At 53.6% G+C, this 15630-nt stretch carries 13 protein-coding genes; 1 reads left to right on the top strand and 12 read right to left on the bottom strand.

Annotated elements, in window-relative coordinates; translation table 11 throughout:
• Nucleotides 1-77 precede the first annotated feature (77 nt).
• The 7 genes from GHO32_RS21910 to GHO32_RS21880 form a co-directional block, all read right to left on the bottom strand.
• Nucleotides 78-1211 (bottom strand): hypothetical protein, encoded by a 1134-nt coding sequence (locus GHO32_RS21910; protein WP_153334983.1) that lies wholly within the window; start codon nt 1209-1211, stop codon nt 78-80.
• A gap of 301 nt (nt 1212-1512) precedes the next feature.
• On the bottom strand, nt 1513-2268 hold the full coding sequence (locus GHO32_RS21905) for a TIGR03747 family integrating conjugative element membrane protein (RefSeq protein WP_153334984.1): 756 nt from the start codon (nt 2266-2268) through the stop codon (nt 1513-1515).
• Nucleotides 2269-2280: 12 nt separating this feature from the next.
• Nucleotides 2281-4458: a type IV conjugative transfer system coupling protein TraD gene (gene traD / locus GHO32_RS21900; protein WP_153334985.1), complete on the bottom strand. Its 2178-nt coding sequence runs from the start codon at nt 4456-4458 to the stop codon at nt 2281-2283.
• Nucleotides 4459-4472: 14 nt separating this feature from the next.
• Nucleotides 4473-4973 carry an integrating conjugative element protein gene (locus tag GHO32_RS21895; RefSeq protein ID WP_153334986.1) on the bottom strand — a complete coding sequence of 167 codons (501 nt, stop codon included), beginning with the start codon at nt 4971-4973 and terminating at the stop codon, nt 4473-4475.
• On the bottom strand, nt 4970-5524 hold the full coding sequence (locus tag GHO32_RS21890) for a lytic transglycosylase domain-containing protein (RefSeq protein ID WP_153334987.1): 555 nt from the start codon (nt 5522-5524) through the stop codon (nt 4970-4972). Before GHO32_RS21890 ends, GHO32_RS21895 begins: the two co-directional genes overlap by 4 nt.
• Complete coding sequence (locus tag GHO32_RS21885; protein ID WP_153334988.1) at nt 5509-6198, bottom strand: TIGR03759 family integrating conjugative element protein; 690 nt, start codon at nt 6196-6198, stop codon at nt 5509-5511. Before GHO32_RS21885 ends, GHO32_RS21890 begins: the two co-directional genes overlap by 16 nt.
• Before the next feature lie 90 nt (nt 6199-6288).
• Complete coding sequence (locus GHO32_RS21880; RefSeq protein ID WP_153334989.1) at nt 6289-6972, bottom strand: methyl-accepting chemotaxis protein; 684 nt, start codon at nt 6970-6972, stop codon at nt 6289-6291.
• 199 nt (nt 6973-7171) lie between these two features.
• On the opposite strand from GHO32_RS21880, the gene GHO32_RS21875 reads away from it, so the two are divergent.
• The gene (locus tag GHO32_RS21875; protein WP_153335497.1) at nt 7172-9325 is read left to right on the top strand and encodes an AAA family ATPase; all 2154 of its coding nucleotides are present in this window, start codon (nt 7172-7174) and stop codon (nt 9323-9325) included.
• A gap of 438 nt (nt 9326-9763) precedes the next feature.
• Here GHO32_RS21875 and GHO32_RS21870 read toward each other — a convergent pair whose 3' ends face one another.
• From GHO32_RS21870 to GHO32_RS21850, 5 genes are all read right to left on the bottom strand, one after another.
• The gene (locus tag GHO32_RS21870) at nt 9764-12016 is read right to left on the bottom strand and encodes an SNF2-related protein (RefSeq protein ID WP_153335496.1); all 2253 of its coding nucleotides are present in this window, start codon (nt 12014-12016) and stop codon (nt 9764-9766) included.
• Between the two features lie 104 nt (nt 12017-12120).
• On the bottom strand, nt 12121-13557 hold the full coding sequence (locus GHO32_RS21865) for a DUF6094 domain-containing protein (RefSeq protein WP_153335495.1): 1437 nt from the start codon (nt 13555-13557) through the stop codon (nt 12121-12123).
• Between the two features lie 23 nt (nt 13558-13580).
• Nucleotides 13581-14180, bottom strand: coding sequence for a hypothetical protein (locus GHO32_RS21860; RefSeq protein WP_153335494.1), 600 nt, complete (start codon nt 14178-14180; stop codon nt 13581-13583).
• Between the two features lie 76 nt (nt 14181-14256).
• Nucleotides 14257-14538, bottom strand: a complete 282-nt coding sequence (locus GHO32_RS21855) for a hypothetical protein (protein WP_123749971.1) — start codon at nt 14536-14538, stop codon at nt 14257-14259.
• A gap of 84 nt (nt 14539-14622) precedes the next feature.
• Nucleotides 14623-15228, bottom strand: a complete 606-nt coding sequence (locus GHO32_RS21850) for a DUF3275 family protein (RefSeq protein ID WP_153335493.1) — start codon at nt 15226-15228, stop codon at nt 14623-14625.
• Nucleotides 15229-15630: the final 402 nt, after the last annotated feature.

Genomic DNA, 15630 nt, shown 5'->3' with positions numbered 1-15630 from the left:
TAACCAATTACATAGCCAGGTGCTTGCTGAAGTCAGGAGGGTTTAGAAATCAGCTACACCCTTAAATGCGAAGAGCCTTATTTCCATTCAAGGTCAGAGATGTCGAATTCAAATACTCTACTACCCTCTTGATAAAAGTTAGCCTCAATGAATACCGTGTCGGATTTTCGAGCTTGCGAAATGAATGATGATGCGTTGCTAATAAAAAGTAGATTGTTACTATGGTCGCTAGGCTCGCTTGCTGACATTCGTTGAGCTTTACCATTGGCGAATCTGACCCGCACATAGCAATCGTCATAGCCACAAATGAACTGGCCTTTGTCCAAAGATATATAAACTGAGGTTCCCCAGCGCGGATGTTTACGGATTGTTAAAGTGGCTCTTTGTGCTCCTCCGTACGGAAATTTGAAATTGACAGTATTTATCGATGATACGTATGCATGACGTGTGGACTTACCGGACATCGAATCTTCACTAACCGAATAATTCCATGTCAGTCCCATACTCTGACGATATGCCTTTTCTGCTTCAGCTGTTTTGCGAGCTTTCTCTTCTTGTGCCTTTTGCTCGGCCAGCTTTGAGTACTTGTCAGCGTCGGTTTGGTAAGTTTTATCTATTGCAGCAAGCTGAGTATAGGTACTAGCTAGTTCGGTAAAGTTATTTTTTGGAATTGATTGCAGCGATGCGACGAGACTAGATTTTCTCTGTTGTTTGTCAGCCTCTCCTTTTTGTGCTGAAACCTTGGTCATTGCTTGGTCGATTTTGATGCTGCCAGCGTTGTTATACTTTCCGCCAAAAGCGATTGCTGCAGCGTAGTCTTGTTTGGATGTGAGATCATTAATTTTTGTAAGGATCGTATTCTCGTTGGCAGTAACGTACTCACGGTTTTCCTTGCGAGCCTGCTCTGCTATCAGGGCTTCCTGAGCCGTCCGCTGAACCTGATCAGCTTCCATCGCTTTGCTACTGGTATAAATAAAGATGCCAAAACAAACGATAACTACGATGGCGCGACCACCTGGAGTTACAGTGATATTGGTCCTGTCCTTGATCGTTCTATTGATCTGAGGGACAAAAATGCACGCAGCCAATAGCATAATCAGTCCGGATAGGAAGCTGACAAACATTGAGGCAAGCCCAATGATCAAAAATGCGATAAATAGCATCCACATCAAGACGTTACGAAAAAAAACTCTGACCTTAGACTCCGACACCATTATCGCTCCCTGATAAGTGCTCAGATCGTAGGCAATAGGCCATTATTGGTCAATATGTTTATTTTTTTGCACATGCATATCGAATCGTGCCCAGCTTTTGCGTGCTCGCTCGTATGCGCTGTTGAACAGATGGCAGCTGAGTGGAGATCGAGAAGTGGTGGGGGTATACGCGGTCTAATTGTGTTAGACGTAAAAGGGCACTGTTTACACTGACGTTTCAGTGGTGAAAATTGTTACCGGACGGCAAGCGCCCTATTTTTTGCGAGCAAAATAAAACAGATCAATGCGCGCGTCACTCCTACAAATACTTCTTAAAACTCGAAACAGTGACATAAAAAGCCACTCCCAACATCACCGCACAAGGCCCCAAAATCAGCAACGGACTGACACTCACGGGCAGCGCCAGATAAACCGTCCACGGCACTACCGTCAACGGAACAATCGTTGCCCGGGCCTTGTGGTACAGGTAGCTCGACTCACGGCCTGAGCCAAATTTGCGCAAATCCCGCCGCACCAACCCGTCGACTAATCCGGTAAACCCCGCCAGTACAAACAACGGAATGGTCAGTGTCAGAATGACGATCCGTACGCAGAAGGTGAGCACGGTGTAGAGCGCGGCCAGGCCGTAGTCTTGCAGTTTGATCATCACTCGGCCGATTTCGTAGCGCAGGTCGAAGTTCGCGATCTGATGGGGTGAGGCATTGCGGGCGTATTGGGTCAGTGCGTTGAGGGTGTCCTGCAGGCCGGTTTTGATCATCAGCCAGTCGTAGACGGTATGGGCTAGCAAAGTGGCAGTTCGCCCGGGTTCTTTGATGACGATGCTGTTGAGCATGTCTTGTGACAGCCAGCCCAGTTCATGCTCAAACATTTGCTGAGCATGTCTCCAGCCCGCCTCGGGCCAGAAGAAATACAGGCACAGCCATTCCACGAGGATGGCGGCCAGTAGTGAGCCGAACATCACACCCAAGAAGTGAAAGGGTGCTGAGAACAGGATGCCCAGAAAGGTTTTCTGGCCTTCCTGCTGCTGTTGGGCTTTCTCGGTGATGTCAGCCATGGTTTGACGCCCTCAGGCTTGATCGCTGGGTTTTTCGTGGGTGATGTGCTGAAAGTTGTCCATCAAGTCATTTGGAAGCGACTCACTCAGTACGTGATACCCCGGTGCTTGCCACCACTCGCTGTTGCCGTTCGCACCCTTGCGCATGCCTTCAGCCAGCGCCTGGAGGTCTTTGGGCATGACTTCATCGGGATCGCTTGCGGGTAACGGCATGCGAATTTTCCACAGGTTGCCGCCTTCAATCAGCGCAAAGCATTGCCCTTTGGGCAGGCTCACAACATGCGCCGGTTCGATCATCGGCACGCTGACGCTTTGGATCTGGTCGTGGGTGGTGGAGGTGAAGGCGGCCTTACCGGTGATTGCATCGTTGGCGCTGCTGGCGGTGGTGCTGGTGAACACCTGAACTTTGGGTAATTGGTTGGGCAGCAGCTCTGCCGTGGCGGTTTCGCGCACTCGCAGCATAAAGAGGTTGTTGAAGTTACCGATGACTTGGCCAGCCTTGGCGCGGCTGCCGATTTTGGCTTCAATGTCGCTCATGGTCTGGGTGTAAGCGGTTACTTGCATGCCTGCGCCGCCGCCTTTGTTGATCATGGGGATGAACTCGTCGCCCATCAGTTCGTTGAATTCATCGGCATGCACGTTGATCGCGACCTTGCCGCTGGTGGCGCCGGGCAAGCCGTCATCGATGCCGAATTTGTAGATGTGGCCGGCAACGGACACCAGGTCGCTGAACATCGAGTTGCCGACGGCGGCAGCGACTTCGGTATCGGACAAGGCATCAAGGCCCACGTACACCACTGCGCGTTTTCGGATGACTTGCATCCAGTCGAAGATCGGCCGTGGGTCATTGAGGTCCATGTAGTCCGGTGAGAGCAGTTCGGCGATGCGCCCGGTGGTGAGCTTTTCCAGTAGGGGCAGCAGGCTGGCGACGATCTTGTCGAAGTAGGTTTTGTCGTAACGCACGGCTGAGCGCAGGCCGTCCATGACAGGATCAGACAAGCGTTGCTGGGTGAGGTACATGTCGAGTGCGACCACGCGCAGCGGGCGATCTTTCATGGCGAAGCTGAGGTTTTTACGATCGATCTTGCCTTCAATTTCGACAATGGTTTGCCAGGCTTTGGGGTCATGCTCTGCGAAGTAGCTCTTGGCGTACTCCTCGAACAGCGCGTCGATGTTGATCACATGTTTGAGAATTTGCTCGTAGTCGGGTCGACGGCCGAGTGCGACCAAGGCGCGGGCGATGATATTGACGAACCGCCAGGCAAACTCGCGAAATGCTGCAGAGTTGCCTTCCCCTGATAACTGCCCGGCAATTCGGGTTGCGACTTCGGAGATCCGGCCGAAACGGCCTACGGCGTTATAGCGGGCCGAGTAATCTGGCCAGCCCAGATGGAACACATAGAACTCGTCGAGTCGGCCAGCGCGTTTGCATTCGATGTACATGCGCTTTAACAGGTCGGCGTCGCCCTTGGGGTCGAAGACAATCACCACCTCGCGATCGAGGTTTTGCTGGGCAGGGACCTTTGCCTTTGAAGGCCGGGTTCGCCGAATATCCTGGGTGATAAACAGCTCGGCCAAGCGCGTTTTGCCCACGCGTGTGGTGCCCAATACCAAGGAATGACCCACCCGTTCACCCAAGGGCAGGCTGACATCGCCCTCGTGCGGCTCTATGCCGTGTAAGCGGGGCAGGCCGCCAACTGGAGGCAGCGGGCGCACCGGGTTGAGTGCGATGTTTAACGCCGTGGCCTTGGCCAGCAGCTTGAGTGGAAAGGGCGCAAACTCCAATCGCTCCTCGATGCGGCGAGCCCACTGATACAGCGCAGTGGGTTCGACATACTCAGCGTACTTGGGCAGATAGGTATCCATCAGCCGCTGGGTATGTTTTTGCGTCCAGCGAAAGCCTTTGCCGATGAACAGGCGTTCGTTGCTGACCGGCATGTCTTTGCTGGTCATCGTGTAGTGCGGCAGGCGGCGGATGTTGCGTCGATACCTCAGCACCACAAGCGCCTGTTGCAGGCGAACAAATCCCAAACCTGAAAACCCGGCTGCTGCGACCATGCCGAACAGCGGTGTCAGGGCAAATGCCCACGGCGCGAATACACACAGCAAGGCAGCGATCACGCACACAAGCACTGTGTAGAGCTCAACAGCGGGCCGAAGCAGCGATTCAATGGTAAAGGTGCTGGCCATGGTGTATGCCCTGATTACTGTTGTAGCGTGGTGGCGGTGATAAGCAGCGGGTAATGGCGGATCCCTAAGCGTTGAGCCAGGTCATCTGCTTGAACCGGGGCAATTTGAAGGCCCGCGGCCCAGCGTTGAACTTCAACCAGGCGTTCTGCGCTGGCCACGTTGGTGACCAGCCCAACAGCATTCAACGCCTGAAGTTGTTCGCGACGCTGCAGCAACCACGCTTTTGATTGCTCGTCGTCACCCACCAAAAACACGGGTTGAAGCCCTGGCGCGTTGATCACTCGACCTTGTTCCTGGCCCGGAGAAAGTAAGGCTGAACGTACGGGAAACGCTCCAGCATCCCGAATCCCGATTGAAGGGGGCGATGGCACACGATCGGAGGGTTCTGGTACCAGGTCCTGGTAGTAGGGCAGGGCTGAAACACCGCCACGGTCCTCCACCACAATCAATGAGCTGGCGTGCAGTGTCTGGCACAGGCAGGAAATTATAAGTAAGAGAGCAAAACGTCGATTCATGGGGTTGTCGCCATCAGGTTGATGCCGGTGACACGGCTGAGGTGTTTGGCAAAATCACGGCGATAGCGGGCAGCGGGCTTACCCCCGGCCGGGCGGTGATAGCGTCCGGCAGCAGTGATCCAGTCACCGCCTTTGTATTTTTGCTCCGCCAGAATCTGGGCCGTGACCGAAAGGTTTTTGTACGGATCAAGCCCTTCGCACGGCGAGCTGTAACGATGGCCATTAGCGCCAATATTGGTTTGGCCCAACCCCACGTCGACCCGGTGGGGGCCAGCCTTATTGATCGCTGCAATCAAGGCTGTGCAGGCATCGCTGCGGGTTGCAAAGCGATAGCCAGCCCCCGCGACATTCAGTGTCCAAGGCCATGGCACGAGTTGCCCCCTTAAACGGGTGCCGCTTTCCTGCAGGGCAACGGAATACAGCACCTCGGACGGAACCCCTGCCGGCAACGCAATCAGTTGATACGCCGGTGGCGGCACTTCGGCGCTGAGTGCATTGACTGAATTCAGCAGACCGCAGAACAGCAGTGCGCGAGCTACTGACGTTGCCATTGGCCATTCACCTTGCGCACTACAGCTGGAAGCACCCCGTTCAATCCAAGGGCCTGCCATCGACCTTCATCGTGATTGAGCGTTATTTGGCGGTTACGCACACTGCTGGCGTCGACTCCCGCGAGAATGGCCCAACGCCGGATTTTTTCGTCATCTCCTTGGCTGCCGACGTAGTACAGGTCAAAGGGTTGCCTCTGTGCTTGGAGGCTCTTGACGCGAGCGATGCAGGGTGTGCAGTCGTCTTGAACAAAGAGTGCCAATCGACCCCCGCTTTCCAGCATTGAAGGGCTGCTGCTCATCGGTGATGCGGGGCTGGAAGAGAGCTGGATGATCTTTTCATCCGGGTACATGCGTTTAAAGGCCTGGTCATAGGCCTGCTGGTAGGCCAGTTCCTTATCAACCCGCTGGCGCTCGGCCTTAACCTGCAACTCGGCATAGCGCTTACGATCTTCAGCCGACTCGGCTTCAACGCCTAACGCTGTGAGCGGATCCAGCCCCGGAGAGTAAATACCGCGTGGGCCAGCCATCACCGTCTGGTAATGACGCCACTCATCGGCCGTCAGCCCCCATTCACGTGCCAACTCAACCTGGGTTGATTCACGGGCAGGGCTGATAGCTTCTACGACATCCTTCTGCGTGGTCGCAACTGTTACAGCATTAGCGCATTGAGACATGGCCGATACCGCCAGGCCTGAAAGCACTAGCCCTGCAATTGCCAATCTGACGTGATTGGAGCGCGTTGTTGAATGCGTCACTGTGACCTCCTAAGGCGAAACAGCCAGGGTTTTCGGCAGGCCAGCCACATCGAAATGGGCCAGTTGCTGGTCCAGCGCCTTGAGCCGCCAAACCGTGCCAGCAACCCCATCACCGGGGCGGATCAGATTGACCTGACTCAACTGCGTGCTCCCCGGTGGAGTAACCGACAAAAAGCGCTCGCCACCGCGATATTCGATGCCAATCACAGTGAAGGGTGGTGGTTGGGGGGGAGGAGGTTTCTTGCGCGGGGAGGGTTTGACGGGTAGGGCAGCAGGCGGCAATGACGCTTGAGATTTGCTCAACTCTTCGAGCTTGCTATCGATCAGTTCGATGCTCGCCTTGAGCTGCAGCACCTGCTGCTCGGCGGCCATCACACTGCGTGAGAGCTCCTCAATCGATCCCGCCGCTTGTTTGGCATATGCCTGAACAGCATCAATGCGATTGGACAGCGCTTGCTGGCTGGAGCGGAAGTCATCGTTGGACACCAAGTGCTTGCCGTCCACGGTATCCAGCCGCTCATCCACCTTGGCCAGGCGTATCAGCAACGCATCAAGTGAATCCTTGTCGGCGGTGGCTGCCAGGCTGTTGGTCAGCTTGGTGAGATGGTGGTGCTCATAGCCCAGTGCGCCTGCCAGAAGGGCGAGGCACAGGCTGAGAATCAGCGTGGTACGGGTAGGGCGTGGAAGGTTCATGGGCAGCCTCGCGTGAGAACGAGGACAGGGTGTCAGGGTGGGGTAGGCGGGGCATTAGGAAATAGGTTTTTGGGGTGAGGTGTTTTTTGGCGGGAAGGCGTGTTTGGAGATCTAGACTTGATGCCAAAATGCTATTGGCGTTCTTCAAAGGCTCATATTATTGTTCATCTAAGTCCGTCGATAGCCAAGGAATGCCCTGATGATTCTGAGCGTGTCATTACAAAATGTTTCCAGTTACTCACCTGCGGTTCCTACAGTACTGGGTCCATTAAAAAAAATTAATTTAATTTACGGACAAAACGGTACGGGTAAATCCACCATTGGGAATTACCTACAGGCTATGGATCAGCCTGCATTCCAAAACTGCACTATTGATGAGCAGGCAGGACCACAAGACGTCTGCGTTTACAACCAGTCTTTCATTGAGAAGAACTTCCATGGTGGTAGTCAACCTGGAGTCTTCACTCTTAACCAAGGAAACATTGAAGCTGAGAAAGCTCTGGAAGAAGCGGATGCTGCAATTAAGTCCCTAGAAGCTGATCTTGAATTAGAGATAAAAGGTGGCTTAGAGATCCGGTCTGCTCAAGAGGCATTGGAGCAAGCACTTAAAGATGGAGTTTGGGCTTTGCGAAAGCAAGTAGAACCCACAGCGCTAAGGTATTGCTTGCAAGGTCAAAATACAAAGGAGCGAATGCTTGAGAAGGTGATCAGTATGGTCCACTCGGTCAGTCCTGATACTTTTGCGGACCTTGCTGCTGAGGCTGATGAGTTGCTTAAAGCCGATGACCGTCCAATTCAACCGATTCAGAAGCTTACGCTGTTAGCTAGAGCTGTAGAGCATGACGAACTGCTTCAGGAAAAGATAATCGGTTCTGATGAGTCTTACCTATCTGCTTTGATTATGTCACTTGGAAACTCAGACTGGGTCAAGCATTCCTTTTCTTATCTCAATGAGCAATCGCATCAGTGCCCGCTTTGTCAACAGCAACTGCCTGAGGAATTCTATGAGAATCTTCGGAAAGTCTTTGATACGACGTATGAAGAACGCATTGATAGGCTTCAGATACTGCGCTCAAAGTATGCTTCAGGATTGTCTCAGGTCATTTCTCAGATCGAAAGTGTTGAGTATCCAACCTCGGAACTAACTCAGTTAACCTCTGATCTCAAGGCGTTATTAATCGAGAATTTCAACTTCATAGAGACGAAAATTTCTACGCCTTCAATGGTAATCACCTTATCCTCCACCTCAAGTTTGATCGAGGAAATAAACAGGTTGATCGAGTTGGAGCAAGTACGTATTGATGCTTTTAACCAGAAAGTTCGTGAAAAAAAGAAACACCTCAACATTATCAATGACCGTTTTTGGCATTGTTATCGAGACGCTTGCGCTGATCTGGTGAACGATACTCAACCTAAACTTGAAGTGCTCAAGCTTCAGCGAAGCGAAAAGCGAGATGTAGTGCAACAAATTCGTACACATATAAATGTGCAACGTCAGGTGATAGTAGACAGCCGGTCTAAGATAACCAATATTGATCAGTCGGTCGAAAATATTAACCGGTGGCTGGGTTTGTTAGGGTTGCATGGTTTTGAGCTGCTGAGAGAGGAAGGACAGATACCTCAGTATAGATTGCAAAGGCCCCAGTCCCAGGACAAGGTCTTTAAATCGTTGAGTGAGGGGGAAAAGACTTTGATTTCTTTCCTCTATTTCCTTGAAGTGTGCAATGGTGAGCTTGACGCTCAATCAACGAAACAGAAAAGCCAGCGTATTGTAGTCATCGATGACCCTATATCTAGCCTTTCCCACAACTACATCTATGATGTGGCCTCCCTGATTCGACGACATGTATTGCTGCCATCCAACCGATTCAAGCAGGTGATCGTGATGACTCACAATTTATTCTTCTATCATGAGCTCATGAAGCTAGTTGAGGACGACAAGCGTGAAAACGAAATGGCACTTTTTAAGGTTTCAAAAGCTACTCATAGTGCGATCCAAACGCTTAGCAAACGTGACATAAAAAACGATTATCACGCATTCTGGCATACGATAAAAGACGCACTTGAGGGTAAGGCTTCTCCAGCACTAATTCCCAATATGATGAGAAATATTCTTGAGTATTATTTTAGTTTTGTTCAACGAAAAGATAAATTGTGGAAAGTGATCGATGAGCTGTCGGAACAGAATCCGGATTTCAGGGCTCTGTATCGTTATATAAACCGGGAGTCGCATTCAGATCCAGTCAATCTCACCGAATTTGGAGATATCGATCCTAAGCAGTACCTAGAACAGTTCAAGAAAATTTTCGTTGTTACGGATTTTGAGGAACACTACAACCTAATGATGGCTTGAGCACCTAGCTTGTGATCCAAGAACTGCTGGACACGTGTGTAAGAAAAAAGCCAAATGAGACGGACAATTTCTATCATGTATGGCAATTGGCCTTCACATACCCGTCAGATCTTGTTAACATATTTTTCGCAGCTACCCCCAAGGATCTCTAGTACCGCCGCACCTTCGATTGCACTGCTTCGCATATTGAGTGTGAGGGCGCTCAGCAGCATGCTGAGGACGGATGGAGGACGTGTCATGAGTAATCATGAAAAGGTAGTGCCTGTACGGCAGTATCAACGTTACCGCTTTGGACGCTGGGAGACAGTGTGTAAACATTGTCGCTCGCTTCCTAAGCAGTAATTGAATCGGCCAAGGGGGGAGCTGCTCTTGCTTGACAATTTTTTAGCATGTGTGATGCCTGCTAAAAAACTGCCACCCCAAAGGGTGGCCATCCACCTACATCCCAATCAACTGCCTCGCCAACGCCATCTCCACCGAATCCCCATCATGATTCAGCGCGTCCAGCCCTGACTCGGGCACATCTCCTGACGTGCTTTGCGCTACTGCAATTTTCTTGGCCATCAACTGCAGGCAAGTCATCTGCGAGCTGCCGGCATAGCCGAAGAAGATCACCCGCACCGGATGCTTTTGACCAATCCTCCATGACCTTCGCGCCGCCTGTTGCAACGTGTAGACGTTGTAGCCGGTCTGCAGAAAGGCGATGGTGGGAAAGTCGAGCAGGTCCAGCCCGGTCTTTACCAGCTCCGGGTTGGTGATCAGCACGTCGATCCCTCGGTCTACCTGGTCGAGTATCCAATCCTCGCGCCTGGCGGTATCCACTGACGCCCTCAGCACCGCTACCTTCAAAGCGGCCTGTTCCAGCAACCGTTTCAGGCGTGCGGTGGTGTCGCGGGTGCCGCTGTACACGGTGTAGGCCAGGACCTTGCGGCCTTTGGCTTTTTCCGTGAGGCAGAGGTCGAGCAACGCCTGTTCTTTGGGCATCTTTTCTTCATCTGCAAATATCGCAGGCACAAAGGCTAACGTGTCTTTGCTGCGTGGGTGTTTGACGATTTCCGGTCGGAAGCAGCAGTCTGGCCAGGCCAGGAGTACGTTGAGTACCACGCCCAGAAGGGTGGTGTCTCGACGGGCCAGTGCCTGACGAAGTTCTGCGGTGAGTTTGCCTGCCAGTTGCTGGTAGGCCGAGGCCTGTGTTGTCGACATGGCGATGTCGATGAATTCCTCCTGGTAGGTCGGCAGGATGTTGCCGCCAATGTCTTTGAGCTTAAGAAAGACGGTGAAGGGGAGCACGTAGCGGTGAATGCCTTTGGGGCCGAAGCCGGGTGCTTTTACCGTGCGTACCGAGAGTTTTTTGCCTTTGGCGGTTTTGTGCGATTGGTTGTCTCGCTCGGTGTAGATGTCTTTCAACACCCCGTGGTCGCGCATGAATGACATGGCTGAGGGGGCCATGCTGCCGCGTACGTTAGGTTTGTAGCCGTCCTCGATCATGCTGTGTGTGAGGATGCGAAACAGGAGGTAGAACAGGTCGTCGGCGTAGCCGCCCATCAAGGTGCCGGTCAGCAAAACGGTTTTACGCGCTTTGGCTGCCAATACGCCCATGGCCTGGCCTTGGGCCGAGCCACTGTTTTTGTACTCGTGCCCTTCGTCTACGACCAGCAGGTCGAAGTAGCCATCAGGCAGGTAGCGCTTGATGAACTCGGTGGGTTGGTAACCGCCCTCGCCAAAACCGAATTCGATGTTGGCCATGGCGCGCTCCATGCGCTTGGCTTGGCGGTCGCTAAAGACGAAATTGCCTTGAGCATCCATCAGGTTGATGAACTCGCTGACATTGTCGATCAGCATCGAGGCGAGAAAGTCCTCCCCGAAGTCGTTCAGCAAGCGGTCGGCGCGTATCGGGCCAATGGTCGGTATGCGGCACATTGATTTATGAATGGTTGATCGACGAGTACCGCTCTCAACTTTGCCCGGACGCATGAGCGTCCACAGTGGGCTTTGGCAATGAGGGCAGTTTCGTCGGCGTTCTTCTTGGATAAATACTTCGACAGTGATCCGATTGCTGTCTTGGTCTTTAAGCATTTGGCCGCAGTTGGGGCAGCTTGCAAAGCGATGGCCACCGCCAGAACGACGTGGCCAACAGACTGGACGCCAGTGGAACCCCATCCGCATGCGCACGCGCCCCAGGATGAAGAACTCTTGTCGCCCGTCATACGCATTGCCCTGTTGATCGCGCAAGGTGAGGAGTTTGACCAAAGTATCGGGCCCGTTCAGTACCCAAACCCGTGCATCCGGAAGGGTTTCAAGGATCTCGCGTCGCCACTTGTAGACCAGGTGCGGAGGCGCGATGACCAACGTGCGGCGATAACCCTCGCTGTGCATAACGGCTGCAGCGGCGATGGCCATCATGGTTTTGCCAGTGCCCATTTCGGCGTTGATGATGGCTGCCTGCTCATTGCGATCGAGTAGCAGGGCAGTCACGGCTTGTACCACTTCGGCCTGTGCGGGAAACGGTTGGCGTTTGAGGCCGTCCATTATTCGTTGGCGTGCAGGGTTCAAGTGTCCGGCGTAGACCGGTGGGTTGGAACGATTGAGAGAGTCGAGTAGTTCATCGCCGAACTCGTTGATGAATTGAGTCAGTCCAATGGACAGGGTTGAGGGAGGGGCTTGGGTGAAGCCTTGGGACAAGTCGTTCATGGATGTTTCTCCGGGAAGGATGAAACAGGGCATGCACGACACCCCGACGGGTATGGTGAATACCCTGTGGGTTGAGTGAGAAGGTGCCGGATTGGCGGGGTGGGTCAGTATTCCGATGGCAGCAACACGGTGGTTGCGCTTCGGTCGGCTTCGGTGATGATCCAGAGTTCAGGTTCTTTGTCATCGTCGAGGGTGTATCTGGAGAGCAAGCGGTCCACATTAGTAAGTGCGTGTTGGTTACTGGTCTGGTCGTAATATTCGATCTCGCCCCAGTCGCCCGCAAAGTGCCGTTTGAGATAGTGGGTTACGTCGAGAATGTCGTTGTCCACCAGATCAGCTATGCCCTGGGTGATGACCAAACGTCCTGGCGTAAAGAGCGAGGGCGTCGGGTGTGGCTCATCGGGCTTGGCTGGTGTATCAGCCGAGGAACTGATGGTGATGACACGTCCGAGATCGGGTGAGCCAGGCGTCATGTCCCATGCCCGGATAATCGGCACGAAACGATCAGTCAGGATGCTGACCTCGGAGACGTTGCCGTCCTGGTCTTCGGTAAACTCGGTCTTGCGGACCTTGTCTTTGTAGGTGTCGCCCTTGAGCACTAATACGCGCCCATTTTTTGAGGTAACAACACCCGATATCGCTCCGGCAGCTAAAGCCAATGCCAGATGCCAGCTCGACAATTTCCGAACAGGCGGTCGTGGTTGTATGCCGTTTTGACCGAAGTGCAGGGTGAAGTCCGGCCACAGGCCGCGCAGTCGTTTGACCTCTTGGCTGAATTGCTCCGGTTCCAGTGTGATGCGGTAGAAGTGTTCCTGCTCTGTGGTCGCCGACAAGACTCTGTAGGGCTCCCACGGCCAGCTGTCGGGTAGCGCTTCTGCTGTTAATGTCCCGGCGCCGATAGCCTGAAGGCGTGCGCGTAGGTGTTTGACGTCTTGTGGTTGAGCCAGATCCTGGCGTCGAATCCTGATGCCGAAAATCACAACCTGTTTGAATGTCGGATCAGACGCGCTGTATATCCTCAGCTCAGTGAAGTGGTTGCACAGCCATCCGCACAGTTCGTCGTCCAGCACATAGTGCGGAACAATAAACACCAGCACGCCGCCGTATTGCAGCAGAGGAAGCGCTCGTTGATAGAACGCTTTCTCCAGGCGTTGGCGACCGCTGCCTTGGTACTGTGAAGCGCCGGAATGGTCGCTGACCAAATCTCCGTACGGTGGGTTGAGCCACAGCAGTCCAAAAGACTGGCGGCTGATCAGGGTGTCCATCAGGTCGCCGTGCAGCACGCGATCAAGCAGTGTTTTGCAGTGTTCAGCACGTTCTTGGTCGTACTCGACCGCGTAAGCCTCTACGCGATCACGGCCCAGTGCATGGGCGGTTTCTGCCAGTGCAGCGCCTTCACCGGCACACGGATCAAAGATCCGCATTTTGCCGTTGGGAGAGGGTGCCAAAGCGAGCAACACGCGTTCCAGTGTGGTTTCGTCGGTAGGGTAGTAGCCGTTGCGGGCGAAGTTGTGCGCCAGGCGCGGAAACATCAAAGCCATGATGAGGCTCCTTGTTAGAAGGCTCAGGATTGAGCGTGAGTGGTGAGGTGGCCCACGCGAATCAAATCGCCCAAGGCAGGTTCAAGCACGTCGAGCTGCAGCGATAAACGCCAGGCTGTGATGGGGCCTAACGTCCCCGGAAGGGGCAGCAACATGTCGTGTTGGGTGAGTACGTCCAGGACTGGTTCACGCCAGTGCGGCAGAAGCGGCAACGGGCAGGTTTCAGTGATCAGCGGCCAAAGCCGTTGATCAGGTGATTGCCCGTTTTCAAGCAGGGCGTAGGCCAAGTGATTGGCTCGGTCGGGCTGGGCGCAGCGTCGATCGAACAGCCAGATATGCAGCAGGCTGCCGAACAAGGTGCCGCGAAATTGTCGCGTTGTGCGCTTTTCCAGTAAGTCGGCGTTAGGAAAGACCGGAAGGCTGCGCCCCTCAGCAACGATGTGAAATTGCTCCAGGCCGTTTTCGGATGAGCCGAGCGTGAGCCTGGCCAAGAACTCCTGCAGCGCGGTATCGCGGCCCCAGGCAGAGAGAAAGACCAGATTGCGCTGCTCATCGCAGGCGCAGGCGTCAACAAATAGGTCAGGGCACTCCTCAATGTAGAAGAGCGGGTTAGGGTTGGGCATGTGAACCTCCAGAGTGGAGGGTTTCACCGCCCTCAAGGGCTATGAAACCCTCAGGGTGTTGGTGGTGAGTGGGGTGTTAGTAAGGCGCAGTGAGTGGTGCGTCGGATTTGAACGATTTGTCGTTCGGATCAAACCAGACGGCGATTTCTTGAAACAAAGGGCTGTGCCTTTTCAGAAATGTTCGCACCCAGTATTGAGCGCGAAGTTCCACGGCGGCATCGGCCTGTTCGGCTGTTAAGTCGAGGTCCTCTATAAAAAGGTCCCACAGCTCTTCATCTGTCGACACCTGATTGTTAGCGAGGTGATCGTCGATGTGGTCCAGCGTCTTGGTGGTCAGGTTGCTGAAAATCGGGTTCATGGTGAGCTCCTGGTGTGAAGAGGAGCACCCAAGAGGGAGTTCCTCATGGGTGTGCCGATTGGCTTGGTTGAGTGGCGGGCTTTGTCAGGTGTTGGACATGTTCCAGACCTGCAATTTGAAGTCATGCAGGTAGCCGAGATCTGAGAGTCGACGACACTGTTGGCGTAATTGCTGACGGTCAACGGTGGTGTCTAGCCTGACTGTGTCGCCAAGTGGCCAGAGGGTGCCAAACAGCAAAGCATCTGCGTCTGGGTTTGTTGTTGTGTCAGGCGGTGACATTCCAAACGGGGCATCGGTTTTTGATACCTGTTTGGTGCTGGCTGTTACGGGTCGCTCAGTTTGCCGATGTTCTGGCTTTGACTGGGGAGCAGTTAGCTCTTCATCAATGGGATCAGGTTCGTTAGGCGAGAGCTTGTCGGTGTCCTCTGAGGTCAAATTGTCCACGTCGTCGAGGCTCATGCTGTCCAGCTTTGCACGAATCTCAACGACCAAACGACCTGCAGTGGAGTAATACGAAGGGCGGATTTCCGTTATCAGAAAGTCGCCTCTGTATTTGCCTTCGTCGTATTGGTCGAGGAGGGCGTCTTTGATGACGAACTCACCGATTGAGGTGGATAGTCGACCCACGTTGAAGTCGCCATTGCGACCGCTGATGGTACGGATGGCCAGTTGGCCAGGGATGTTAATCATGCTGAGCTCCGGACAACGGTCTGTCGGGATGACAGGCGTGTTGCTGGCAAGAGGAGAGGCCCTGTTTGCTTGGGCTTGATCGGGGGAGTTGTAATGCGGCGTCAGAAGGGCGGACTCTCCGAACTGAGCGAAATACACAAGTAAGAAGCGGCGTCTGGTGGTTCAACGCAGGTGATTTTGAGCTCAAGGTGCCTATTCTTTAACACAGAGATCTGGACAATACGCGGGTAGTAACAGAGCAGTGTTTCAGGTTGCCCCGGGTTTAGATGCAGTTCCCGGTACACCTTGAGTAACAAGGTACATAGGCGCAGTACAGTCACGTCGGCGCCGTTGGGCTCGTCCCATTGGACGGCTAACTCCCAGGCTTTAGGGGTTAAAACCACGGGAAGTTTGAGTAGGTGA

This window comes from Pseudomonas sp. FSL R10-2189 (assembly GCF_009600325.1).
Lineage (GTDB): Bacteria > Pseudomonadota > Gammaproteobacteria > Pseudomonadales > Pseudomonadaceae > Aquipseudomonas > Aquipseudomonas helleri.
Note: the sequence above shows the minus strand (reverse complement) of the source record. Positions and strands in the feature narration are given on the sequence as shown.